This is a genomic window from Leptospira sp. GIMC2001 (assembly GCF_028462125.1).
Classification (GTDB): domain Bacteria; phylum Spirochaetota; class Leptospiria; order Leptospirales; family Leptospiraceae.
Genome location: NZ_CP115468.1, coordinates 574721 through 598703, shown reverse-complemented (window position 1 = coordinate 598703; position 23983 = coordinate 574721). Strand labels below are relative to the sequence as shown.

At 36.6% G+C, this 23983-nt stretch carries 17 protein-coding genes; 16 read left to right on the top strand and 1 reads right to left on the bottom strand.

Going from position 1 to position 23983, the window contains the following annotated elements; translation table 11 throughout:
* Positions 1-8 precede the first annotated feature (8 nt).
* The 16 genes from O4O04_RS04270 to O4O04_RS04195 all read left to right on the top strand — a co-directional run bounded on the left by O4O04_RS04270 (position 9) and on the right by O4O04_RS04195 (position 21872).
* Positions 9-1805 carry an adenylate/guanylate cyclase domain-containing protein gene (locus O4O04_RS04270; protein WP_272534391.1) on the top strand — a complete coding sequence of 599 codons (1797 nt, stop codon included), beginning with the start codon at positions 9-11 and terminating at the stop codon, positions 1803-1805.
* Between the two features lie 3 nt (positions 1806-1808).
* Positions 1809-3683, top strand: a complete 1875-nt coding sequence (locus O4O04_RS04265) for a DUF4962 domain-containing protein (RefSeq protein ID WP_272534390.1) — start codon at positions 1809-1811, stop codon at positions 3681-3683.
* Positions 3680-4735, top strand: coding sequence for a hypothetical protein (locus tag O4O04_RS04260; RefSeq protein WP_272534388.1), 1056 nt, complete (start codon positions 3680-3682; stop codon positions 4733-4735). The genes O4O04_RS04265 and O4O04_RS04260 overlap by 4 nt, the downstream gene beginning before the upstream one ends.
* A 9-nt stretch (positions 4736-4744) precedes the next feature.
* Positions 4745-5410, top strand: a complete 666-nt coding sequence (locus O4O04_RS04255) for a hypothetical protein (RefSeq protein WP_272534387.1) — start codon at positions 4745-4747, stop codon at positions 5408-5410.
* Positions 5411-5459: 49 nt separating this feature from the next.
* Positions 5460-5888, top strand: coding sequence for a hypothetical protein (locus tag O4O04_RS04250; RefSeq protein ID WP_272534386.1), 429 nt, complete (start codon positions 5460-5462; stop codon positions 5886-5888).
* 25 nt (positions 5889-5913) lie between these two features.
* Positions 5914-7341 (top strand): TolC family protein, encoded by a 1428-nt coding sequence (locus tag O4O04_RS04245; protein ID WP_272534384.1) that lies wholly within the window; start codon positions 5914-5916, stop codon positions 7339-7341.
* Entirely contained in the window at positions 7334-8680 is a 1347-nt protein-coding gene (locus tag O4O04_RS04240) for an efflux RND transporter periplasmic adaptor subunit (protein ID WP_272534383.1), read from the top strand. The genes O4O04_RS04245 and O4O04_RS04240 overlap by 8 nt, the downstream gene beginning before the upstream one ends.
* Positions 8680-11808 (top strand): efflux RND transporter permease subunit, encoded by a 3129-nt coding sequence (locus O4O04_RS04235; protein WP_272534382.1) that lies wholly within the window; start codon positions 8680-8682, stop codon positions 11806-11808. The genes O4O04_RS04240 and O4O04_RS04235 overlap by 1 nt, the downstream gene beginning before the upstream one ends.
* Before the next feature lie 18 nt (positions 11809-11826).
* The gene (locus O4O04_RS04230; protein WP_272534381.1) at positions 11827-12768 is read left to right on the top strand and encodes an ABC transporter ATP-binding protein; all 942 of its coding nucleotides are present in this window, start codon (positions 11827-11829) and stop codon (positions 12766-12768) included.
* A complete protein-coding gene (locus O4O04_RS04225; RefSeq protein WP_272534379.1) occupies positions 12768-13499 on the top strand; it encodes an ABC transporter permease in 732 nt (243 codons plus the stop codon). Before O4O04_RS04230 ends, O4O04_RS04225 begins: the two co-directional genes overlap by 1 nt.
* 5 nt (positions 13500-13504) lie before the next feature.
* Positions 13505-15367, top strand: a complete 1863-nt coding sequence (locus O4O04_RS04220) for a Gldg family protein (RefSeq protein ID WP_272534378.1) — start codon at positions 13505-13507, stop codon at positions 15365-15367.
* Positions 15364-16434, top strand: coding sequence for a DUF4340 domain-containing protein (locus O4O04_RS04215; RefSeq protein WP_272534377.1), 1071 nt, complete (start codon positions 15364-15366; stop codon positions 16432-16434). The genes O4O04_RS04220 and O4O04_RS04215 overlap by 4 nt, the downstream gene beginning before the upstream one ends.
* A complete protein-coding gene (locus O4O04_RS04210) occupies positions 16404-17063 on the top strand; it encodes a hypothetical protein (RefSeq protein WP_272534376.1) in 660 nt (219 codons plus the stop codon). Before O4O04_RS04215 ends, O4O04_RS04210 begins: the two co-directional genes overlap by 31 nt.
* Positions 17060-18451 (top strand): UDP-N-acetylmuramate--L-alanine ligase, encoded by a 1392-nt coding sequence (locus tag O4O04_RS04205; protein WP_272534375.1) that lies wholly within the window; start codon positions 17060-17062, stop codon positions 18449-18451. The genes O4O04_RS04210 and O4O04_RS04205 overlap by 4 nt, the downstream gene beginning before the upstream one ends.
* Positions 18452-18454: 3 nt before the next feature.
* Positions 18455-19489 (top strand): phenylalanine--tRNA ligase subunit alpha, encoded by a 1035-nt coding sequence (gene pheS / locus O4O04_RS04200; protein ID WP_272534374.1) that lies wholly within the window; start codon positions 18455-18457, stop codon positions 19487-19489.
* 142 nt (positions 19490-19631) lie between these two features.
* Entirely contained in the window at positions 19632-21872 is a 2241-nt protein-coding gene (locus tag O4O04_RS04195; protein WP_272534373.1) for an NADP-dependent isocitrate dehydrogenase, read from the top strand.
* A gap of 143 nt (positions 21873-22015) precedes the next feature.
* Here O4O04_RS04195 and O4O04_RS04190 read toward each other — a convergent pair whose 3' ends face one another.
* Complete coding sequence (locus tag O4O04_RS04190; RefSeq protein WP_272534372.1) at positions 22016-23440, bottom strand: 2-isopropylmalate synthase; 1425 nt, start codon at positions 23438-23440, stop codon at positions 22016-22018.
* Positions 23441-23983 lie beyond the last annotated feature (543 nt).

Here is a 23983-nt window from a genome sequence, read left to right as displayed (position 1 = left end):
GAAATAACATGAACGATAAAAATTTTACACCATCGCGATTCACAATTCGGGTTAAATTGATGGTGATCATTTCATCGATCCTCTTTTTATCCCTTGCCTCAATCATTATGGTGGCAACTTACTTTTTCAAAGAAGATAACGAGATTCGAGTCAAAGAAAATAATATCAAGATAACAGAAGTTATTGCATTGAATGTAAAATCCGAGATCAATGCACTTAAGCAATCCTTACAAGTCACAATGAGTGTCATCAGTCAGAGCAAAACTGACTCTTCCATAAAACAAATTCTCTTTCGTGAAGATCCCAATATCCTATATGTCGGTGTCTATGATAAAGCCAACCAACCTGGAGTCCGGATCGGCAATACTCAAGTATTGGAAGATCTTGGAATCTCAACGAATGTATTAGAAGAATTTATTCGAACCAATAAAGATCGATTCAAGCAATCTTTTAACAATACAACCGTCTTATTAAATTCAAGCATTGGTTTTAGGTCTCCTATTCTTGCAATAGGCTTTCCGTATTCCGAAGATAAATCCAATAAGATCATCATAGCCATGATACGATTGGAAAAGTTTTTAGAGGCATTTCAAACTTCTGGAAATATTGAAACATTTATGGTGAATGATGAAGGAAGAATTATCGCTCACTCGGACGTAAGTATGATTCTTTCTGGGGCGAATATGGTTGACCTACCGATTGTCCAAAAGATGCGAACAAGCACTCTAGACAATGGACAATTTCGTTACAAGGGTGCTGATGACCTTTGGTTTCTTGGTTCTTTTAAGAAAATTGGCTTAGGTGGAGTTGGAATCATTTCTACAGTTTCGGAAGATAAGGCGTTCGAAGAAGTATATAACATTCAGAGAAGAAATATCTATCTCATGATTGCCGCGCTAAACTTAGCAATTATTATTGTATTCTTTTTTGCAAAAAGAATATCCGAGCCAATTCTTACCTTGGTTACAGCATCCAAAAATATTGAATCTGGAAATTATCACCTTGAATTAAAACCGGAAACTCGTGATGAAATCGGTATTTTGACAAATTCATTTCAGTCGATGAGTCAGGGACTAGAAGAAAGAGAGAAATTGAAAGTTTCATTCGGTCGATTCGTAAACGATGAAATTGCAGAACTCTCTATGAAAGGGCAATTGAAAGTCGGAGGAGAAAAGAAAGAATGTGCAATTCTATTCTCCGACATTAGAAGCTTTACATCAATTTCCGAGAAACTAAGACCGGAAGAAGTGGTTGAGTTCCTTAACCAATATATGAGTGCAATGGTTTCTTGTGTCAAAAATAACAGGGGTTATGTGGATAAGTTTATTGGAGATGCGATCATGGCGACTTGGGGCGCACTAAAATCATCTGGTAATATTTCGCAAGATTCCGTTAAAGCAGCCCTTGATATGAGATTTGCCTTATTGAAATTCAACCAAGGCCGTGGAACAGCTAAGAAACCAAGTCTTCGAATTGGAATTGGATTGAATTATGGTCCTGTGATTTCCGGTCAGATTGGATCGGATGAGAAGATGGAATATACCGTGATCGGAGATGCTGTGAACTTAGCTTCACGTGTGGAAGGACTAACAAAAGATCTTTCCTTGGATATAATTGTTTCAGAGTCCATCTACAACAATACCAAAAAATTATTCAATTATTACGACTTACCAGCAATAAGCGTTAAGGGAAAAGAGAAACCACAAAAAATTTATGCATTGCTAGGTGCATTAAATGACAAAAATTGTCCACAAAATTTAAATGATCTGAGATCCTTAATTGGATATCCTAAACCAAAGAAGTAAATTATGGAATTCTACAAGAAAAAAGAAAACAAAGTATTATTATTTCTAATTTTTAATGCTATAATTTTTCTCATTTTATTCTTCTATGACTTGAATAAAAAAATTGGAATCGGTGATCGAGAAATTATTGGAACTGTTGAATTCAAAAAGAATACCGTACAACGAAAGTTAAGCGATCATATGGTTTGGGAGAGCTTAGACCAGAACAGTCCAGTTGCCAACGGAGATACAATACGATCCGAATCTTTCTCCGATGCTATTATCCGCCTAAATGATGGCACAGAAATCAATCTAGATGAGAACAGCATGTTTTTCTTGGATATATCTGAAGCTGATCCAACAATCGAATTCACTCAAGGAAGTATTCAGGTTCGCAAGAAAGACGGAAGTGGCAATGAGAATCTAAAAATTCAAAGCCAGAATAAAACCATTCAGATCCAAAATGGTGAACTCAATATTCAGAGAGGTGATGACGGAGAATTCCGTATGCTAGTTGAAAAAGGAAACGCAACAGTAAAATCAGCTGGCAATAGTACTACCGTTGGTTCCGGTAAACAAGCAAATCTCTCAGGTGATAAAATAGAAGTTACCAAAATCCCTTTTCAACTTACCGAACCTCTGAACAATGCTGTAATTCCTGCTCAAACTGAGAGCAAGAATATTCAGTTTTCCTGGAAGGCCAATGAAAACTATTCCAAAATCAAATTGGAAATATCTAGGAATCCTCAATTCAAATCTCTAGTTAAAAGCCTTGATTTTCCCTCACAAAAAACCGACGTCTCTCTTCCACTTGGAACTTATTACTGGAGAATCAATTCGGATAAAGGAACCAGTGCGACTTATAGATTTCATATTTTCAAAGAGGAAGATATTACTCTTCGTTTTCCAGAGAATGATTCACAAATTTCCTTTGTGGAAAAATTACCACTTGTATCCTTTCAATGGAGCAGAGACCAATTCACGAGAGATTATATTCTAGAAATATCGGAATCATCGAATTTTAAAGTTTTAAGTTCAAGGCATGTAACACAAACCAACTCATTCTCTGTAGATAATTTATCTTCTGGGAAATACTATTGGAGAGTACGATGTGTTCCCTATTCTGCGAATCTACCTGAGAAAATCAGTAAACCTCGCAGTTTTTCCATTCAGAAGACCAACAGCTTTTCTGCACCGACAATTGCAAGACCTAACAACGAACGAATGTTAGTTTCCAACTTTGCGACTCAAGGAATATTGATCTGGAATACTTCATCTGAATTGGTGAGTTTTAAAGTGACTCTTGCAAAGGATTCTAATTTCAAAAACAATGTTTTTGAGACAACCACCCAACGAAATTTTCTTCAACCGACTACAAAATTGGGATCTGGAACCTATTACTGGAAAGTGGTTGGTTTCTCAGCTTCGGGTAAAGCAAGCGAGTCCTCTCAAATTGCTAACTTTACCCTGGTTGATAAAGCCGAAGATCTCATCGAGAAAGTTGAGAAAACAGAAGAAGAGCCTGTTAAAGTTCCAAGTAAGCTATTGATTTCTCCTGTGGACACAGTTGTGGATCTCTCGGGTGAGAGTTCGATATCTTTTAAGTGGAACAAAGAAGAATCAGGATTCATTTATATACTTTCCATTTTCCAAGAAAACACCGGCAAAAAAGTCGCTATTCATCAAGTCAAAACAAAGGAAACAAGTTATAAACTAAGCGACTTATCTATATTAGATGAAGGAAAGTTTATCTGGGAAGTTTCTTCAATGTCGGGTAGTAAATTGATACGGAAAGAATCTGCTAAATTTATAATTTCATTAACTAAACTAAAAAGCCTCAGACCAAGCGATATAGAATTTATCTCACCTTCGGTTCTATACAAGGATGGATCGAAATGATTAATTTATCCAAAATTAAGTATTTTAACATTGTTCAAAAACTTTCTAAATTCATTCTTTTGATTGTTTTTTTTAACTTAACGCAATCTGAAAGCATGCAAGCCCAAGCCTATAAAAATAGAATTGTATCTTGGAAAGATTCTCAATACGCATCGGGCTATCAAGTTCAGATCAAAAATTTATCAGAAAAAGTAGTGATCGATCAGAAAACGGAAAAGAATTTCCTCTCGGTTGATTCACTCAAAGAAGGAAAATACAAAGTTCGCACGGCTGCACTTTCACCATTTGGTAAACCTGTTGTGTGGTCAAACTGGAAGGAACTAAAAGTAGAAATTTCACTTCCGCCAAAAGTAAAGACGGCTGATTCTGGAGTTCAGGAAGCAAAGAAAACGATCAGTCCTGATCCCGAGCAAATTGTTGAGATCGAAGGTGAGAATTTCAATGACGCAACAGAGGCAACTCTTGAATCAAAAGAAAGCAAAACCAAAATCAAAGTTGTTGATAAGAAGATTGATTCCAAAAATAAACTGTCTTTGAAGCTTGATGCTTCTAATGCAAAGCCTGGAACCTATGATCTAGGTTTGGAGAATCCATTTCATCCAAAAACCACTATCAAAGATTTTTTGGAAATCAAAACGAAAAACCAACCTGTGAGTTCGGCCACCAAACAAGAAAATCTCAAAAAATCCATATATGAACTCAAAGCAAGTGATCTTGATCTTATGGTTTCTAATTCGTCGAACTGTTACTCATCTTCTTTACCAAGTATCCTAGTTCGTAAATGTGAGAAAGATTTTCTTACACTCAACCATTCAGAAAAAGAGAAAAAAGATATTTACAATTATTTATTGCTCAAAGAGCAAAATATCGATGCAAGAAAACAAGCTTACGATTATTTCCAAAGCAACTGTTATCCAAAGTTTAATGCTGTCTTAGAAAGACTTGAAAACGAAAGTTCTAAGCAAGCTAAACCTAAAGAATTTGAAGAAAGAAAAGCAATTGAGTCAACAATCTCAAAAATTAAGACTTGTCCACGCCTTGAAGCCAAATAAAATGATAACATGAGTAAGGATATTTCTCAATTATTAGATCGAGTTTTTACCTTTAGAAAACTTATAAATTCAATCAAAAGCGTTTTTATTTTATCAATTTTTTTCTCATTCCATTCATCCATACTCGCTCAAAATCAATCAGCAATTCTTAGAGAGAGCGTAAAAGAAGCGAGAGAAATGGTTCGATCATTGGAAATTTATGATCAGATTGAATCCAAAAGACTTTATGGTGCTGTCAGTCGGAATGGAGCTATTGAGTTCAAGATCCAATCTTCACCACTTTCCGATCCGACATCCACTGTTGTAGCCATTGCAACAGATGGAAGCGTCTTAGAAATGGAGATCCGTGTTTACATAACAAATGCTCTGAACAAACCCATTCGTCAGATCAGAAAAGATTTGGTAGAAAATGAGCGAGAATGGGTTTTCGAAATCATCGATAGTGCGAAGAGTTATTTGATCGATATCCGAATTTTGAAGTCCAAGAATGAAGTTGCACTTGTTGAAGTCATCCATTCATTCTTTTACGGGCATCAATCGGATCCCGCATTTAGTACATCTTCTGGAAATCCTGGAATTCCAAGACATAAAGCACCCAAGCAAGATTCGGAAAACTTAGCACCGATCGATACCCAAAATCGATTTGAATTTTTTAAAAAAGCATTAGGCAAATAAAATCAGTCCAATAAAGTAAATGAAAGGAATCTGGAAAATAGGTAGAAATTTGAAAATTACAAAAATTCTAATCTATTCTACAATTTTCTGGTTTGCTGCAATCCTTCTATCACCGGCATTTGGAATACATATCCACCACAATCCAAATCAGGATTCCATCGCAATTATACATAGCTATCTCAGTGACAATCATGATATGAATCGGTCGACTTCAGACTCGGAACCTCAGACTCTTATAGACCATATTACAAGTTCAGGTCTTTCGAAAGATATGGGCAATTGGGATCTATCCATTATTGCTATCGTTTGTTATCTTCTAATAACATTAGAACTACTAAGAACATTTCTATTTGCAATTCCAACTATAATCATTAAAAATTTTGGATCGGTTTATCTAAGGAATCCTGAAGAAAATTTCCACGATTTTCGATTCTCCAATTTACATTTATTCAAATTGCCTCCTCCAATTTTCAACTAATTTAGATTAGTTTTAAGGAGGAGCCATGCAAAAAACAAATATCTATATTTCTATAACGAAATACCAAATATATACTCAGAGATTTATTTCAAATTTATTCAAAATTCCGAAATTCCTTGGTCAAAATCTCAATAGAAGTTCAAAATTTCTGATTCTATTTTACTTATTCTTATTTGCCTTCCATGGGAATGTCAGGGCGGATGAAAAATTTGAAGTAGTCGGTTGTGATGGTAAAATTTCCATCTTTAGAATCGTACAATGTGTACTCAATCATAGCCCAGAATACAAAATTGGTAAGTATGAAATTGAATCAAGTGCAGGACGTAAGGAGATTGCATCTTATCTCTTCCCTACCAATCCGAACTTTTCATTTTCTTCCGGAATGAGGAATGGTTCTTCAGGTAATTCTTTTGGCAATTCTTCTCAACAATCTGCACTGAACTCTGAGGTTTTAATTTCGCAAGAAATATTTGTTGGAGGGCAGAGACAGATTCGTATCAATATTGCGGATACGGAACTACGATCACGCATAAAAAGACTGTTGGTTCTTGAGAAATTTATTATTGGAGATGCAGTTAGCCTTAGTCTCGCATATCTCTCAAGTCAAGAAGAATACGATGTTACAGATGAACTGTACAAATTGTCCCTAGAAATCTATAATATTTCCAAAACCAGATTCAAAAATGGGCTTGGAACTGAAATGGATATGGAAATTGCTGAATCGGAAAAATTAAAAATGATGTCACTCTGGAATTCAGCGAAAAGAAAAACCGATGACCTCAAAGCAGATCTTACGGTTATGATGGGAACAAAATTTACTAAATCGTTAGACATCATTAAGACAAAAGCAATATACCAAATTCCCTTGAACGATTTGGAATCATATACAGCCAGATCCGAAGCTCAGAGATACGATTTGGAAGTTCTTGAACTCGAAAGAGAACTCTCCGAAAAAAGAATTCGATTGCTTGAAAGGGAAAAAATTCCCAATTTAACGATTTCTGGTTATGCACAAAATGATGGATTCAACGAACAAGTGATTGGTGGAAGAGTCTCAATACCTTTACGTATCTGGCGAGACAATCGAGGCGAGATAAAAGAAGCAATCGCTGAGAGCAAAAAACGGCAGGCTGATCAAGAGATCGGCTACCATACCGTTCGTTCCGAGTCGATCAAAGCATGGAATAACTACAAATCTTGGAAGGAAGTTTGGACAAATTATCCAGAAGATATTCTGATTCGAACGAATGAAAATTTGAATATTCTAAAAAATGCAGTTCTCAGCGGACAGATTTCAGTTCGAGAAGCTCTAGTCACTCAGAGATCTCTCATTGAACTAAAATCTTCCTATTTTCAATCTAAATCAGGCTATGCACAAGCATGCATTGAATATCTCCGCGCAAGTGGAGAGGATATGCTTCCATTACTATCTCAGGAGAAATTCTATGAATAGAATTCGAATATCATTTTTTATAATCATTAGCTCACTATTTTTATGGTTGGTCGTAGGCAAAAATTTTAGTCTGTCATGCCTTTCTGACTCAAAAGATTCTATTAGTAATTTCAATAATTCTGATAAACAGAAATCGTTAGACAATCAAAATGATAAGACGAGCAGTGAAATTTTTAATGAAACCAATTTAGAAAATCTGGATGATGATTCTTTCGAAATACTCAAATTAACAGAATCCAATCGATCCAAATTGCCAATAGAGACAATTCAACCAGAATACTTGAACTACCAATCCAATCTGGAAATAACAGGTGAGATTCAATCCGATCCAGATTTAATGGCGAACATAGGATCTCGCCTCGGTGGTAAGCTGATTGCAATTCATAAAAAAGAAGGAGATAGAATAAAAAAAGGAGAAATCATCATTGAGATGGATTCGCCGGAAATCGCTCGTCTCCAATCCGCCTATATAAGCTCATATTCTAAATATTTAGCTGCTGAAAAAAATCATGAAAGATTGAAAGATCTTTCCAAAATGAAAATGGCATCGGATCAAGAAATCCGAAATGCGGAAGCCGAATCCATCACTTGGTATCAAGAATGGAAAACCAATGAACAAGAACTAAACTTGAATGGAATTTCTTTACCAAATCTATCTGACAAAACTAAAAATTCACAGATCAAGACCGGAACTCGTATAACAATTCGATCACCGATCTCGGGTACAGTGATCAATAGATTTGTTATACCGGGAACCGTTATTGATCCTAATACAAATATATTAACCATAGCGGATCTACGCAAAGTCTGGTTTACAGGCAAAATCTATGAGAAAGATCTTGCCACAATAAAGAAAGGGCAATCTGCAGATGTAGTATTGAATTCATTTCCTAATGATAAATTCCATGGACGAATTACATTTATAGGATCTTCCATCGATAAAATCACTGGATCCATTCCGGCAAGAATAACCTTAGATAATCCAGATGAAAAGATCAAACTAGGATTATTCGGCAAAGCAATCATGGAAAATTCCAACTCTTCAACCAACATTATAGAAAATAAAAACTCTAATAACCAATCGGGAATCCAATCAAAAACAGGTTCTCAATTATTGCATATTCCAGAAAAATCCATTTTCCAAATTAAGAACGAAGATTGTGTTTTTGTACAAATCAATGATTTGGAATATAAAATACAAAAGGTAACTATTGGTCATTCTGTAGATGGTAAAATTCCCGTCATAAGTGGAATCTCTCTTGGCGATAAAATTGTTACTTCCGGTGTTTATTCTTTGAAATCTTTATATTTGAAAGATACATTTGGGGAAGACGAGTAATGAGAATTCTAAACTTAATTGTTGAATGGTCGCTCAATAATCGGATTATCGTTCTCATTCTTATTCCAATATTTCTCATAATAGGATTCAATTCCGTGAGAAATCTAAAACTGGATGCTATACCTGATGTTACGAATGTACAGGTACAGATTGTAACTTCAGCTCCATCCCTTTCGGCTTGGGAATTAGAACAGTATATAACCTATCCAGTGGAATGGGGTATCGGTGGAATTCCTGGTATTAAAACTGTAAGATCAATTTCAAGATATGGAATTTCTTTGGTAACTGTAGTTTTTGAAGAAGACTATGATCTAATTAGAGCAAGACAATTGGTAAGTGAGAGGTTGATTGAGCTCCAAAAATCTATTCCTTCCAAATATGGAACTCCAGAATTAGCTCCACTATCAACTGCACTAGGTGAGATTGTTCAGTTTACTTTAGAAAGTGATAAGCATAGCATTCGTGAACTTACGACTACTCTACAGTGGTATATATCTCCCGCGCTAAAAACCATTCCTGGAATTGTGGAAATAAATATTTTCGGAGGTGAGATAAAGCAATTCCAGGTTCATCTAAATCTAAAATTTATGCAAAAGCTAGGAGTTAGTATTGAAGATGTAATTCTTGCGATTCAAGCAAATAATTTGTCGGAAGGTGGAGGGTATATCGAGAAGAATCAAGAGCATACAATTATTGGAATCAATTCGTTACTTACAGATACAAAAGAATTCGAAAACATTTATATAAAAAGTACAATGGATGGAAGTCCCATTCTTCTTAAGTCGATCGCAAGTATAGAAGAAGGATATGAGTTGCGAAAAGGAGCCGCTACCAAAAATGGTTCCTCTCAAGTAACTGGTGGAATTGCTTTGATGATGATTGGAGAAAATTCACTGAAGACTAGCCAAGCAGTTATAGAAAAAATTCACGAATTGGAATCCTCTCTTCCTGAGGGTATGAAGATCAATGTTTTCTATGATAGATCAGAAATGGTTCTATCAACCATCAAGACTGTAATGATGAATCTTAGCGAAGGTGCAATCTTAGTTATAGTAATCCTTTTTCTCATGTTAGGTGATTTTAAATCAGGACTTATTATCGCAGTTGTGATTCCTCTATGTATGATTTTTGCCATAATCATTATGGAAATTAGAAATGCACCGGCAAACCTAATGTCAATGGGAGCGATAGATTTTGGGTTATTGGTCGATGGCGCTGTGATCGTTATTGAAAATGCAACTAGAAGACTCGGATTAGAACAGAAAAAACTAGGTAGACCACTGAATAAAGAGGAAAGACAACAAACAATATTAGACGCCACAATCGAAGTTCGAAGAGCGACGATCTACGGAGAACTCATCATAGGAGTCGTATATATTCCAATATTAGTATTATCGGGAACGGAAGGAAAGCTCTTTATTCCTATGGCACAAACAGTTTTGTATGCTCTATCAGGTGCTTTCTTATTCACACTAACGATCGTTCCTGTTCTTGCATTTTATTTCTTAGATACCAATAAGTCTCACGAAGAAGAAACAAGATTGTTCAAATGGATTAAGATTCGCTACGAATCAATTTTGGACTATACTTTGAAGATAAAGCATAAAGTATTATCTTTGGCATTAGTGGTATTTATTTTTTCTGTTATTCTATTCAAATTCATTGGTGCAGAGTTTATTCCAGTTCTTGACGAAGGATCATCTCTCCTTGAGATAACAAGGCTACCTTCAACTAGCTTATCAGAATCCATTCGAACTACCCTAAAGATCGAGAGATCACTAATTAATAATAAATTTCCAGAGATCTCAAGTATCGTTTCCAAAACAGGATCGCCGAATTTGGCTTTGGAGCCTATGGGAATTGAAAAATCTGATGTGTTTATTCAACTCATCCCACGCAAAGAATGGACGAGGTCAAGAGATGAATTACTGGATGCGATATCTTTGCAAATCAAAGAAGAACTTCCTGAGGTTGCCTTCGGACTCTCTCAGCCAATTGAAATGCGCACCAATGAAATGGTCGCAGGAATACGTTCAGATGTCGGTATAAAGATTTTTGGAAAAGATCTATTCGTTCTGAAATCAAAAGCAGAAGAACTAGCAAACATAGTAAAAAATATCAAAGGTGTAACTGATATTCGAATAGAACAATTGGGTGGCGTCTCGTATTTGCAAGTAGTTCCAAATCGAGAAAAAATGGCAAGGTTTGGAGTTGATTCAGTTGAGCTAGCAAGAATCACCTCCATGATTTCTTCAGGTCTATCGATTGGACAGATTTTGGATGGAGCAAGAAAATTTGATATAGTTCTAAGAATTCAAGATCCTCCTCTAACCAATATTCAAGATTGGCAGAGTCTATTGGTTAATTCTAGATCAGGAAAAACAGTACCTCTAGGAGATGTGGCAGACATAATTAGAAAAGATGGTCCAGCGCAGATAAGTCATGATTGGCAAGAAAGAAGAGTATTAGTTGAATTTAATATTAGAAATCGTGATGTTATGTCGGCCGTAGATGAGATCCAGAAACTTCTTACAACAAAATTACAATTGCAGCCAGGTTATAGAATTGAATATGACGGAACTTTTCAAAGTTACCTGTCGGCTATGAAAAGTTTGTATTTTATCATTCCAATCACGCTTCTACTTATATTGTTTTTGCTTTGGATGGCAGTAGAAAATTTACAAACTTCCTTATTATTATTTTTATCAATTCCTTTATCCGTGACTGGGGGAATCATTGCTTTGTTCATTCGAGGAATTCCATTTAGCATTTCAGCTGGAATTGGTTTCATCGCCTTGTCTGGTGTAGCTGTTCTCAATAGTTTAGTTCTAGTTACATTTGCCAAAAAATTACAAGACTCTGGGCTCAGTATCCAAGCATCCATTCGCGAATCTGCTTTGGTGCGTATTCGTCCGATTCTAATGACTAGTCTCGTTGCAATTTTGGGATTTCTTCCAATGGCGTTATCAACCAATCCAGGTGCGGAAGTTCAAAGACCTCTTGCCACAGTTGTGATTGGTGGACTGATCAGTAATATTCTAATAACTTTGATAGTTTTTCCTTCACTCTATACATGGGCAAATCTAAAGTTTTTGTCCTTGACAGGGCAATCTGAACGTCAAACCTAGAAAGTAGATGAGGCATTCATGATTCAAGTTAGTAATTTATCAAAAAGTTACGGAGAAAAAAAAGCAATTCAGAATCTGAATTTTACTCTAGAGAAGGGTGAAGTGGTTGGATTGCTTGGACTCAATGGTGCAGGTAAGACGACGACATTGAGAATACTTACGGGATACATCATACCAAGTTCAGGCGATGCTCGAATAGATGGTAAGAGTATTTTCGATGAACCACTAGAAGCTAAGAAAAAAATTGGTTACCTTCCTGAATCTCCACCAATCTATGAAGAGCTTACAGTTCGAGATTATCTAACCTTTGTTGCGAGAATCAAAGGTATCCCTCCTGAAGAAATTACATTAGAAATCAATAATGTGATGGATAAGACGGGAATTTCAAAAGTTGCCAATTCCATAATCGGACATCTATCACTGGGTTATAGAAAAAGAGTTGGTATATCGCAAGCATTATTGGGTAATCCAAGCGTGATTGTTATGGATGAGCCAATCTCTGGATTAGATCCGCAACAAATTATTGAGATTAGAAATCTGATTCGTAGCCTAGCTGGTGAACATACTGTACTTATCTCAAGCCATATCCTAACTGAGATCTATAAAACCTGCGATAAATTTCTATTTCTCCAAGACGGAAGATTGAGACTAACTTATACCCTGGATGAACTAGAAGCTGAGATGGAGAAAATATCTGGGCTTGAAATCACATTGAGTGGAAAATCTCAGAACGAAATTGAAAATTATCTTAGCAGTACAATCGGTAGCTCAGGAAAACTCAAGTTCATTGAACAAGATAGGAATGGATATTGTTTTCTTGTGAATGTTGACGATGAGAAAAAATTCAAAGAAAATGTATTCGAAACCATTAAAGGAAATAATCTTTCTATGGAGTATTTAAAAAAGCAGGATGTATCGCTTGAAGAAATTTTTATGAACCGATTCCAGGAGAAAAAGTAATGAATTTCCAAAATGTTAAATGGATTTTCTTCAAAGAAATAAAAGTATTTTTTAATACATTTCTTGCGCCAGTTGTTCTGGGAGGAACAGCTTTTCTCAATGCCTTATTTGTTATGATCCTCAACTTCAATGGTCGAACCAATTTCGAAGATGCAACTTTTGTTACTTTCATAGCATTTATGGGAACAATTATTATCGCAATGGCGATTCTTTCAATGGGAAGTATTGTTGAAGAAAAAACAAAAGGAACTCTTGAATTGCTTTTTACGAGCCCAATCACTGATGCAGAGTTAGTTGCTGGTAAATTCGCATTCGGAATGACTATTGCTGCGATAATTACAATTTTTATTAACGGATTGTTTCCTGTGATCTTGTATTCTTATTGGAAAGCTCCCTTCTATCTTGTTGCAAGTGGAACGATTGGTGTTTTTCTCTTGGGGATATTCACTTATGCGATCGGAATGTTTGGTTCAAGCATTGGCAAAAATCAAATGGTATCTCTACTCATTGCAGTGATGATCATTCTAAGTTTATGGGTTGCTGGATTTTTCTCTCACCTATTCCAAGCAACGACAAGAAAAGTTCTATTCCACCTGCATATTTTTTCCCATTTTTTGGGCTTCGCAAAAGGTGTTCTTCCACTAACAAGTATCGTATTTTTCTTAAGTGGAATTTTCCTTTTTTTATATTTAACCATTAAATCCTTAGAATCGAGAAGATGGAGAGGATGATAAGCATGACCAAGCTAGATAAATTTTTACCATTCATAAGCTTACTCGCATTATTCTTTTACTACCTGTTTGAGAATTTCTCGGATAGTAAAACCGTACGATTTGTATTCTTGATTGTATCCGTTGCATTCATACTATCGGATCTAATATACCGCGTGATAGTCCAAGGGTTTCGCAATGTGCAATATTCCCGATTCATATCCAGTGGACTAGGTGTTACAGCAATTTTATTATTCCAATTGCGTATCTGGTTGGATTTTCCGGCAAAAGCTGGCGTGGTCCAAGAAGCAACAATCATTCCGCAAATACGTGAGTTCCTCCTTGCCCTGACTGTAATTCTTTCTATGGCTTTCTTGATCTATACTGTTTTCTTAGAGATTGGAAGAATGTCTTTGGAAGCACAATCGGTTCTTTCGGATAAGAAGAGAAATTTGTTGCAGAACTCGATTTTCGGATTTATCATCTTGATTCCAATCTTGATTGCAGTAAATTACATAGCTGTTCAGAGAAATTACAATTTTGATCTAAGTGAATCTGGTAAATATTCTTTATCGCCCATATCGAAATCCATTCTAAGAGAACTATCCAAGGACATAGAAATCATAGCTTTCTATCCAAGACCTTTGGAAGCGGATGGACCTGGAGGGAGCCTAGCTTTAGCAAGGATTAGACCTAACTTAGAGATTATGCTAGATCAATACAGTGCCTCCTCATCAAAAATTAAAGTTCGATTTATCAATGCAGATGTCGAAACCGATTTATTATCTGGTTTCGGACAAGTCTCTAATGGATTGGTTCTGGTTCGATCCAAGAAAGAAAACTTGGTTAGTGAACAATCGCCTTATGTTGAAGAAAAGGTTTCTGTAAAGGAGCAATCGGATCTCAATACACTTGAGCGGAGATTGACTTCGGCAATTATTAATGTCTCCACACCCAAAAGGAAAGCTTACTTCACGTCAGCTAACGGGGAACGTTATGGGACTGCATTTCAAAATTTGACAAACGAGAAAATTGGACAATTTGTAACTGGATTGACCTACCTTAACTTTCAAATCAAAGAACTTGGTTTTTCTGAGAACTGGCCTGCTGAATCTATTCCTGATGATGCGGATCTATTGGTTATTGTTGGACCTACAGTTCCATTCAATGACAAATCTCAGACTGCAATTCTCAACTATGTCAATCAGAGAAATGGTAAAGTATTTATTTCATTAGAGCCTCAAGGCAAAGAAGATATGAATTGGCTTTTAGGTAAAGCGGGAGTGAAATTCAATCCAACCCAGCTTTCGCAGACTGAAGGTAGAGCAGGATTTCTAGTAGCAAGAGATTTCCCAAGTCATCCAATCAGCGAATCACTACCCAAGAAAGAGCAAGGTGTTGTGTTTCCATTTGTCGGATCTTTTGAGACATTCACTCAACCTAATATACCTTTTGATTTTACATCTAAGTTTATTATGGAATCAATTCCGGATACTTTTCTAGATCCAAAAGGTACGGGAAAATTGGATTCCAATTCCAATAAATCAAAATTCAATCTAGCTGTCATTCTTCAGAGTATAAGTAACAAAGAAGAATCGAAATTAGAAGGTAGAGTTGCTGTATTCTCGGGAACATCATGGATAACAGATCAATTCATCGGATACAATATGAACCGTAGCATGGCTCTTGGAACAATCACTTGGCTCTATCAGAATTCGGTACTAAATGAAATCCCTGAGAAAAAAGAGGAGATCAAGACGATCAACTTAACCGACAAACAAAAGTTAATGGTATGGGTCATAGGAATGTTCCTCTATCCAGGATCTATTATTTTGATCGGTTCTTATTTTGTAGTTTCGAGAAGAAAATCTGAGGATATGATTTCATGAAAATGAAATACAAAGCTCTTCTTGGAGCACTTGCAATTTTTGGAATGTTTCTTGTTATGATTCTTACGGAGGAGAAACAAGATTACAAGACAGAGGAAATCTATTGGAAAAAAGATATTCATGAACTTCAATATGCACCTCCCAGTGAAGAATGGAATTCCAATAATAATCAAAACTATATTAAGAAATCTCTGACAATAAAAAGACTAGATAAAGGTGGTTTTTCGAAATTGCCTTTTTTCATAATTGAGACAAAAGATTCCGAAAATGGCAACACTACCTATGAGGCAGGATTCAATGCCAAGAATTTATTTACCGAACTATCAGTACTCAAAATCAATACTGTGCTCGATTCGAATCCTTCATACCTCAAGGAATACAAAATTGAGGACAAATCTTCTCCGACTTTTTCAATTTTGGAATCCAAAGAACCAGAACAAATTTTGCTTGGTAAAGAACTTAATGATAAAACTGCGATATCTTTTGCTCATGCGAATTATATCCTAACAACCAAGGCTCATACTTTTCGAAGGTTTCAAGCGGAATTGTTTAGCTTTAGAGAAAGGCAACTTGTAAATGTAGGAACAGGATTTATTCAAAAAATTAGAATTAAAAATTCGGCGGAAACTGTTGAGATTGAAAATTCTCCATCACCGAACGAACAAGGTGGACGCAATAATTCTTGGCGAAGAAATACAGGAACTCGACTTGTTTTCGCACCGAATCTCGGTGACGAACTTGATTCAGCTGTTAAAAGTTTAAGATATGATTTATTTCCCGATGAACCGAATGGCGCAAGCCTAGAAGTAGCCAATGAATTGACTAAATCGGATCTTGATACTACGATTGAAGTCTGGACTAGTGACGGATTTCAATATAAAATTTTGCTTTTCCCCAAGACGTCGATCAGCGAGAAAGATTACAGACCGGTTCTCAGAACTGTAGTTGGATTGATCGAAGAATCACCCGCCTATGTAAACAACGACACAGTCAGTCGTTTGATCAATATTGCTGATAGAATAAGGAAAGCTGAAAAGTGGCAAAGGCCGGAAAAACAGATAAAATAGTAAAGCATTCGAATCAAGAAATTATTTCCTTAGGCGATCCTAGATTGCAGATTCTGGATGATATTTTTTTTCGTCCGCACTTTGCCTTTGAGAGCTTTCAGAATCGAGAAGTTCTTGGAGGTCGTGACTTATGGAAGCTCCATTTATGGTTAAGTCTTCTCGCGCCAATATCCAAAATCATTCACAATTCTGCAAAAGCAATCGTTCAGTTTTTTCGTGAAAGAACAATTGCTGATCTATCAGAGATCGTAAGCGGTGCTGCAACTATTTGGTTCATTTATATTGGAATGATTGTCTTCATACGTTTTGCCGATGTGTTTCGTGTCTACTACCGCAAATGGGAGACAGGAGAAAACTGGAATCCTCCACCACCATGGGTTTTGTTAGTTGGGTTTATTCCATTTACGGCTTCGGGTATTTTCTTTCTACTACCGACACCAATTAATTTATTTTTGGTTGCAATTGCATTTATTTACTGTCTGCATTTATCTTTTCAAGCACTGAAGAATCTAAATGACTTTTCGAATAAAGACTTTCTATCATTTCTTCTTCAATTCTTTATATTCCTTAGTTTTTTTACTGCTATAGTTTTTGGATCTTATAATATTCTAAGGACGATTCGCCCATGAAAATTTTTCTTGTAGGTATTGGCGGCATAGCAATGGGAAACCTTGCAAGAATGTTGCAAGAAATTGGGCATGAAGTGAGTGGTTCGGATCAGAATCTCTATCCACCTATGTCTGATCAATTGGTAAACTGGGGTCTATCACCTAAGAAAGGTTACTCTGCAGAGAATGTAAATGGACAAGATTTAGTTATCATCGGCAACGCAATCTCACGAGGCAATCCAGAAGTGGAAGAAATTTTAAATTCTGGAATTCCTTATATGAGTATGTCGCAAGCCCTCGGCCATTTCTTTCTAAAAGATAAAAAAGTCATTGTTGTTGCAGGGACACATGGAAAGACAACAACAACTTTCCTACTTCATTATATTCTAAAACAACTTGGCCTTGAGCCAGGATTATTTGTTGGTGGTATCAGAAAAGACAATCATCCTGGATTCGAGGTAGGTAAAGGCGAATGGTTTGTGATTGAAGGAGATGAATATGATTCCGCTTTCTTTGATAAAGGTTCGAAATTTCTACACTACAAACCGTACTATTTGATAACAACAGCTCTAGATTATGATCATGCAGATATATTCAAAGATCTTGAAGCTATTCGAATTCAATTCAGAAGATTGCTTAGATTGGTTCCAAGTAAGGGAAAAATCTTCTTCTGGGAAGGTTCAAGCGAACTCACAACTCTAACAAAAGAATTCAAGTTTGCAGTGTCAGAAAGTTATGAACTAGGCAAAAAGAATTCTGTACTCACCTACAAGAAAGGGATTCTGAATTGGAGAAAGGATAAACTCCCGATTCGTCCAAAGTTGATTGGATTGCACAATCATAGAAATGCTGAAGCTGCCGTACGGGTTGCACTAAATATAACACCAGATAGAGAGCAGGAAATACAAAAAGCTTTTATCAGTTTTCCTGGTGTTAAAAGAAGACAAGATGTTCGTTTCGAAGATCACGAGACGATTGTGATGGAAGATTTTGCTCATCATCCTGTTGCTATTCGAGAAACCATACTTGCCGTGTCAGAAGCTTTTCCTGAATACAAAATTATCAGTCTCTTCGAACCAAGATCTGCTACTTCGCATACTGATACATTTCAGAAAGAATTTTCGAAATCGTTCCAAGGTTCCTCGATTGCTTTTATTACAGAAGTATTCAATACAAAAAAAGTGTCCAAGGACAAAAGACTCGACGTTCATAAGCTTTGCACAAAGCTACATGCAAATTCTCGTGCAATCGGAGTGTATTGCAAAACTCCAAAGGACCTTTTGACCAAACTTAAAAAAATGCTACCCGCATTCAAAGATGAGAAAGTCGCAATTCTAGCAATGTCGAATGGAGCCTTTGGTGGAATCTATTCGGAGTTAGTTGAGATAGCGAAATCGAGAAAAGGATAAATCATGGCAATCTTAGAAGATATACAATCCATTTATGCAGAAGCAGAAAACGTTCTTAATTCTGTTGCGAATGAAGAAGAACTAGATAATCAAAAGAATCTTTTTATCGGAAAGAAAGGTAAGCTTACAAATATTCTAAAAGTAATGGGCTCGCTATCTGTTGAAGAGAAAAAAACGCTTGGAAAAGAAGCGAATGAGACACAGAAAAAGATCGAAGAATTAGTACAAAATGTACGGACTAAATTAAAAAATGAATTTTACGAAGTCACTTTAAAACAAGAATTCTTCGACGTTCTTAAGCCTGTTAAACTATCGGATAAGCGAGGATCAATTCATCCTGTCTCTCAGATTCAGGCAGAAGTTGAAGCGATTTTTACATCACTAGGTTTCTCGATCATGGATGGTCCTGAAGTTGAGACCGATGAGAACAATTTTGAAGCATTGAACTTTACAGGCGATCATCCAGCAAGAGATACACAAGATACATTTTATACCACTGACGGTAAGCTACTACGAACTCATACATCAGCAATTCAGGTCCGTGCACTTCGTAACTTAAAGCCACCTTTTCGAATCATAGCTCCAGGCCGAGTATTCCGTTATGAAGAAGTCGATGCTTCTCACGAGACAACATTCTATCAAGTTGAAGGCATGGTTGTTGGTAAAGATATTTCTATCGCACATTTAATTTATACCATGGAAACCTTGTTATCCGAGATTTTCAAAGAAAAGGTAAAAACAAGACTAAGACCAGGATATTTTCCGTTCGTTGAACCAGGTTTCGAGCTGGATATTCAATGTCTTGTTTGTAAAGGAAAAGGTTGTTCCGTCTGCAAACATTCTGGTTGGCTGGAACTACTTCCTTGTGGTTTAGTACATCCTCAAGTGCTCGAATATGGTGGATTGGATTCTAAAGAATGGACTGGATTTGCATTCGGACTCGGGCTTGATCGTTTGGTTATGATGCGATATGGAATCCATGATATTCGATATTTGCATTCTGGAAATCTACGATTTCTAAAGCAATTTCCAGCATAAAGTAAATCTTAAAAATCAAGAAAGTCTATTGATTGAATTGTATTTTGTTGAGAAATCTACAAATTTAAGATTCGGTTTACATTCAAAAACCAATTGACTACTAAGTATTGGAAACCATGATAGAAAGAACTTGGACAAACCTATGACACAAAAAATTTCAAAAATCATCTACACTGAAATCGACGAAGCACCCGCACTTGCGACCTACTCCCTCCTCCCAATCGTTCGCGCCTTCTCATACGGTTGCGGAATTTCTATCGAAACAAAAGACATTTCGCTTGCGGGAAGAATTTTGGCAAATTTCCCAGACAACTTAACCAACGATCAAAAGATCGGCGACTATTTGGCAGAGCTTGGTGAATTGTCTCTGAAACCAGAAGCAAATATTATAAAATTACCGAATATTTCTGCATCGATCCCACAATTAAAAGCGGCTATTGCAGAATTGCAATCGCAAGGTTTCAAGATTCCTGATTATCCTGAAGAACCTAAAACGGATTCAGAAAAAGAAATTAAGAATCGTTATGCGAAAGTTTTAGGAAGTGCGGTAAACCCGGTTCTAAGAGAAGGCAATTCCGATAGACGCGCTCCACTCTCAGTAAAGAATTATGCAAAAAAGAATCCAAAAACTGTTCCGATGAAACCTTGGAGTAGCGAATCCAAGACTCATATATCTCATATGACCTCGGGTGATTTCTACGGAACAGAGAAATCTATAACGATTCCAAAAGCTACCGAAGCCAAAATAGAATTCAAAAGCAATGATGGAAAAGTTACAATTCTCAAAGACAAACTCAAGCTCATAGATGGAGAGATTTTGGATAGTTCCGTACTAAATGTACGATCTCTTAAGAAATTCTATGAAGAACAAATTGCCGATGCCAAAGCTAAAGACGTTCTCCTATCGCTACATCTAAAAGCAACAATGATGAAGGTCTCTGATCCTGTTATATTCGGACATGCTGTATCAACTTATTTTGCTGATGTATACGCAAAACACAAAACGACCTTCCAAGAAATTGGAGTGAATCCGAACAACGGATTGGGTGATGTTTATACTAAGATTCAAAAACTTGATGAATCAAAGAGAAAAGAGATCGAGAAAGACATTCAAGATACATATTCCAATCGTCCGAAACTTGCAATGGTCGATTCTGATAAAGGAATTACCAACCTACATGTTCCTAACGACGTAATCATCGATGCTTCTATGCCGGTTGTTATACGTGATGGTGGTAAAATGTGGGATCCTGCAGGCAAACTCGCAGACACTAAAGCAATGATACCTGACCGTTGTTATGCGACAATTTACCAAGAAGTTGTTTCTGATTGTCAGAAGAACGGTGCTTATGATCCAACCACCATGGGAACAGTACCTAACGTAGGTTTGATGGCACAAAAAGCTGAAGAATATGGATCTCATGATAAGACCTTTATTGCTCAAGGAGATGGTACGATTTCGATTATTGATTCCTCCGGAAAAGTTCTGTTAGAGCAAAAAGTAGAAAAAGATGATATTTTTAGGGCTTGTCAGACAAAAGATGCTCCGATCAAAGATTGGGTGAAACTTGCTTACAATCGTGCAAAAGCGACTGGATCTCCAGCACTTTTCTGGTTGGATAAAAATCGTGCCCATGATGCAGAGATTATCAAAAAAGTTGAACTCTATTTGAAAGATTTTGATACGAAAGGTTTAGATATACAAATTCTTTCTCCTGTGGATGCAATGAAATTGTCTTTGCAAAGAATTCGCGCGGGCAAAGACACCATTTCCGTTACTGGAAACGTTCTTCGTGATTATCTAACCGATCTCTTTCCCATCTTAGAAATTGGAACCAGCGCAAAAATGCTATCGATTGTGCCACTCATGAATGGTGGTGGATTGTTTGAGACGGGTGCTGGTGGATCGGCTCCTAAACATGTTCAACAATTCCAAAGTGAAGGTTATTTGCGATGGGACTCATTGGGTGAATTCTCCGCGCTCGGAGCATCACTTGAACATGTAGCCGTTACATTTAACAACCCTAAGGCACAAGTATTAGCGGATACTCTGGACATTGCTATCGGTAAATTTCTTGACAATGATAAATCACCAGCACGAAAGGTTGGCGAAATTGATAACCGAGGAAGCCATTTCTATCTTGCGCTTTATTGGTCTGAAGCACTTGCGAATCAAACAAAAGATTCTGAATTGAAGGCAAAATTCGAAAAAGTCTACAAATCATTATCCGAAAATGAATCGACTATCAACGCAGAATTGATTGGTGCTCAAGGTAAGCCTGTTGATCTCGGCGGCTACTACCATCCCGATAAAAAGAAGACCGAAGCTGCGATGCGTCCAAGTAAAACGCTGAATGGCATTGTTGATTCAATGCAAACTTAATCAATTTACAGCTTGTGCTAACCAAAGTTTTGTTAGGTTGGCATAGGCAAAATTACGAGAAGTAAACCAATCCATTTCAAATTACACAATTGAGTGGATTGGTTTTGTTTTCTTAAATCTATCAAATCTCTCAGAAAGACCAATCACTTAATGCTTGATGATAAACTACCAGCCGCATTAAGTTCTTCATTATATTTTTCCCAGAGACGTTTCAATTCCCATGTATTGACTTCCCTGCCTTGGCTATCGCTATAATCTTTTACAACTTGTCCGAAAATCTTTTTTTCTTCTTTGGATAAGCTGATCCCAAAATCTTTCTCAAGTATAAAACTCACACCTCCTTTACCTGATTGGCTATTGATACGAACAACGGAAGTATAATCTCTACCTAAATCTTTTGGATCAATAGGAAGGTATGGAATCTCCCAAGGTAAATTATTGATATCTATTTCCTTTTTCGTATTTTGATCCTTATCTGACTTCTCAAGATCAGATATTTCCCTTTCATTCCTTGCTTGAAAACCCTTGTGAATCGCATCTTGGTGCGAACCCGAGAAAGCTGTAAAAACCAATTCTCCCGCATAAGGATGCCTTTCTGGAACACGGATCTTATTGCATTTTTCGAATATTTGAATTGTCTTATTGATATTTGAAAAATCCAAATGCGGATCAATTCCCATAGAATAAAAATTCAAAGCCAAGGTCACAAGATCTGCGTTCCCCGTTCTCTCACCATTTCCAAGCAAAGTTCCTTCAATACGATCAGCTCCGGCAAGTAATCCCAATTCAGATGCAGCGATCCCTGTTCCTCGATCGTTATGGGTATGTAAGCTAATGATTATTGAATCACGATTGTGAAAATTCTTTCCGAACCATTCAACTATATCCGCATATACGTTAGGCGTATACACCTCAACTGTTGCAGGAAGATTGATGATCATCTTGTCTTCAATTGTTGGTGCAAAAACTTTAGATACAGCTTGGCATATCTCTAATGCATATTCAGGCTCAGTAGAGGAAAAAGATTCCGGTGAATACTCGATTCGAATTCTTGACTTGCCATTTTGATCCTGAAACTCTTTTGTCATGCGAATCTCCTGAATCAATTCAGCAGCACGCACACCCAATGCGATGATCTCTGATTTATTCTGGCCAAATACAACTTGTCTTTGAACTGGTGAAGTCGAGTTATAAAAATGTAAGATCGCCTTCTTCGCACCTTTTAGTCCCTCAAAAGTTCTGCGAATCAAATCTTCGCGAGATTGAGTCAAGACTTGAATCGTCACATCATCCGGTATATAATCACCTTCAATCAACTCACGCAAGAATTCAAATTCCGTATCAGACGCGGCAGGATATCCAACTTCAATTTCTTTGAAACCGAGACCGACTAAGTGATGAAAAAATTCTAATTTTTCCTGAATATTCATTGGTTGCACCAATGCTTGATTTCCATCTCGTAGATCGACACTGCACCAAATGGGTGGATTAACCAAAGTTTTGTTAGGCCATGTTCTTTCGGGAAATTTGAATTTCGGAAAAGGTTTGTATTTGTTAAAATATTTCATAAAATTTACTCCAATTTAAATGTAAAATCTGAATTAAACGCAAAGGTATTATCGTATTACCAAAACGCTTTGGTTTTAAAAAAATTAAATGTTACAGGGAGAGCAGGAGAAGAGAGAGGAGAAGGAGGGAGAGCAATAAATTGTTGATTCTGATAGAACCTTTCTGGCAACCATTCAAGATAGCTGCATTGGTTTGGGTAGGAGTATTGGAATTCGATGCAAAAACATCATTCGCACGATTCACAAATCCTTCCTGATTTGTCGAAAATCTGGATTTCTTGCGGTACTTGTTCATAATTCCATTCACGGAATTTTCCCTGAGAAATCGAGCAAAAAATAATTGAATTCAAATAGGTTTTAGCAATGGCGGAATCGAATTTAGCAATCTACTTTTGATATTTTTGAAAAGGACAAGATTCCCAATTTCTTATGTGAGCAAATGCTTCCGACTAGTGATGGGAATTATCATTTATTTATGTATTTTGATCCTAGAATCTCAGAATGCATAAATTGCAATTTGAAATTTCTATTGCTGGAGAAGCA

Excerpts from the sequence above, each read along its gene's own strand:
- pheS (WP_272534374.1), top strand. The coding sequence starts at position 18,455 with ATGGCAATCTTAGAAGATATACAATCCATTTATGCAGAAGCAGAAAAC.
- O4O04_RS04205 (WP_272534375.1), top strand. The coding sequence starts at position 17,060 with ATGAAAATTTTTCTTGTAGGTATTGGCGGCATAGCAATGGGAAACCTT.
- O4O04_RS04245 (WP_272534384.1), top strand. The coding sequence starts at position 5,914 with ATGCAAAAAACAAATATCTATATTTCTATAACGAAATACCAAATATAT.
- O4O04_RS04260 (WP_272534388.1), top strand. The coding sequence starts at position 3,680 with ATGATTAATTTATCCAAAATTAAGTATTTTAACATTGTTCAAAAACTT.
- O4O04_RS04255 (WP_272534387.1), top strand. The coding sequence starts at position 4,745 with ATGAGTAAGGATATTTCTCAATTATTAGATCGAGTTTTTACCTTTAGA.
- O4O04_RS04235 (WP_272534382.1), top strand. The coding sequence starts at position 8,680 with ATGAGAATTCTAAACTTAATTGTTGAATGGTCGCTCAATAATCGGATT.
- O4O04_RS04230 (WP_272534381.1), top strand. The coding sequence starts at position 11,827 with ATGATTCAAGTTAGTAATTTATCAAAAAGTTACGGAGAAAAAAAAGCA.
- O4O04_RS04215 (WP_272534377.1), top strand. The coding sequence starts at position 15,364 with ATGAAAATGAAATACAAAGCTCTTCTTGGAGCACTTGCAATTTTTGGA.
- O4O04_RS04220 (WP_272534378.1), top strand. The coding sequence starts at position 13,505 with ATGACCAAGCTAGATAAATTTTTACCATTCATAAGCTTACTCGCATTA.
- O4O04_RS04190 (WP_272534372.1), bottom strand. The coding sequence starts at position 23,440 with ATGAAATATTTTAACAAATACAAACCTTTTCCGAAATTCAAATTTCCC.
- O4O04_RS04265 (WP_272534390.1), top strand. The coding sequence starts at position 1,809 with ATGGAATTCTACAAGAAAAAAGAAAACAAAGTATTATTATTTCTAATT.
- O4O04_RS04270 (WP_272534391.1), top strand. The coding sequence starts at position 9 with ATGAACGATAAAAATTTTACACCATCGCGATTCACAATTCGGGTTAAA.
- O4O04_RS04240 (WP_272534383.1), top strand. The coding sequence starts at position 7,334 with ATGAATAGAATTCGAATATCATTTTTTATAATCATTAGCTCACTATTT.
- O4O04_RS04195 (WP_272534373.1), top strand. The coding sequence starts at position 19,632 with ATGACACAAAAAATTTCAAAAATCATCTACACTGAAATCGACGAAGCA.
- O4O04_RS04225 (WP_272534379.1), top strand. The coding sequence starts at position 12,768 with ATGAATTTCCAAAATGTTAAATGGATTTTCTTCAAAGAAATAAAAGTA.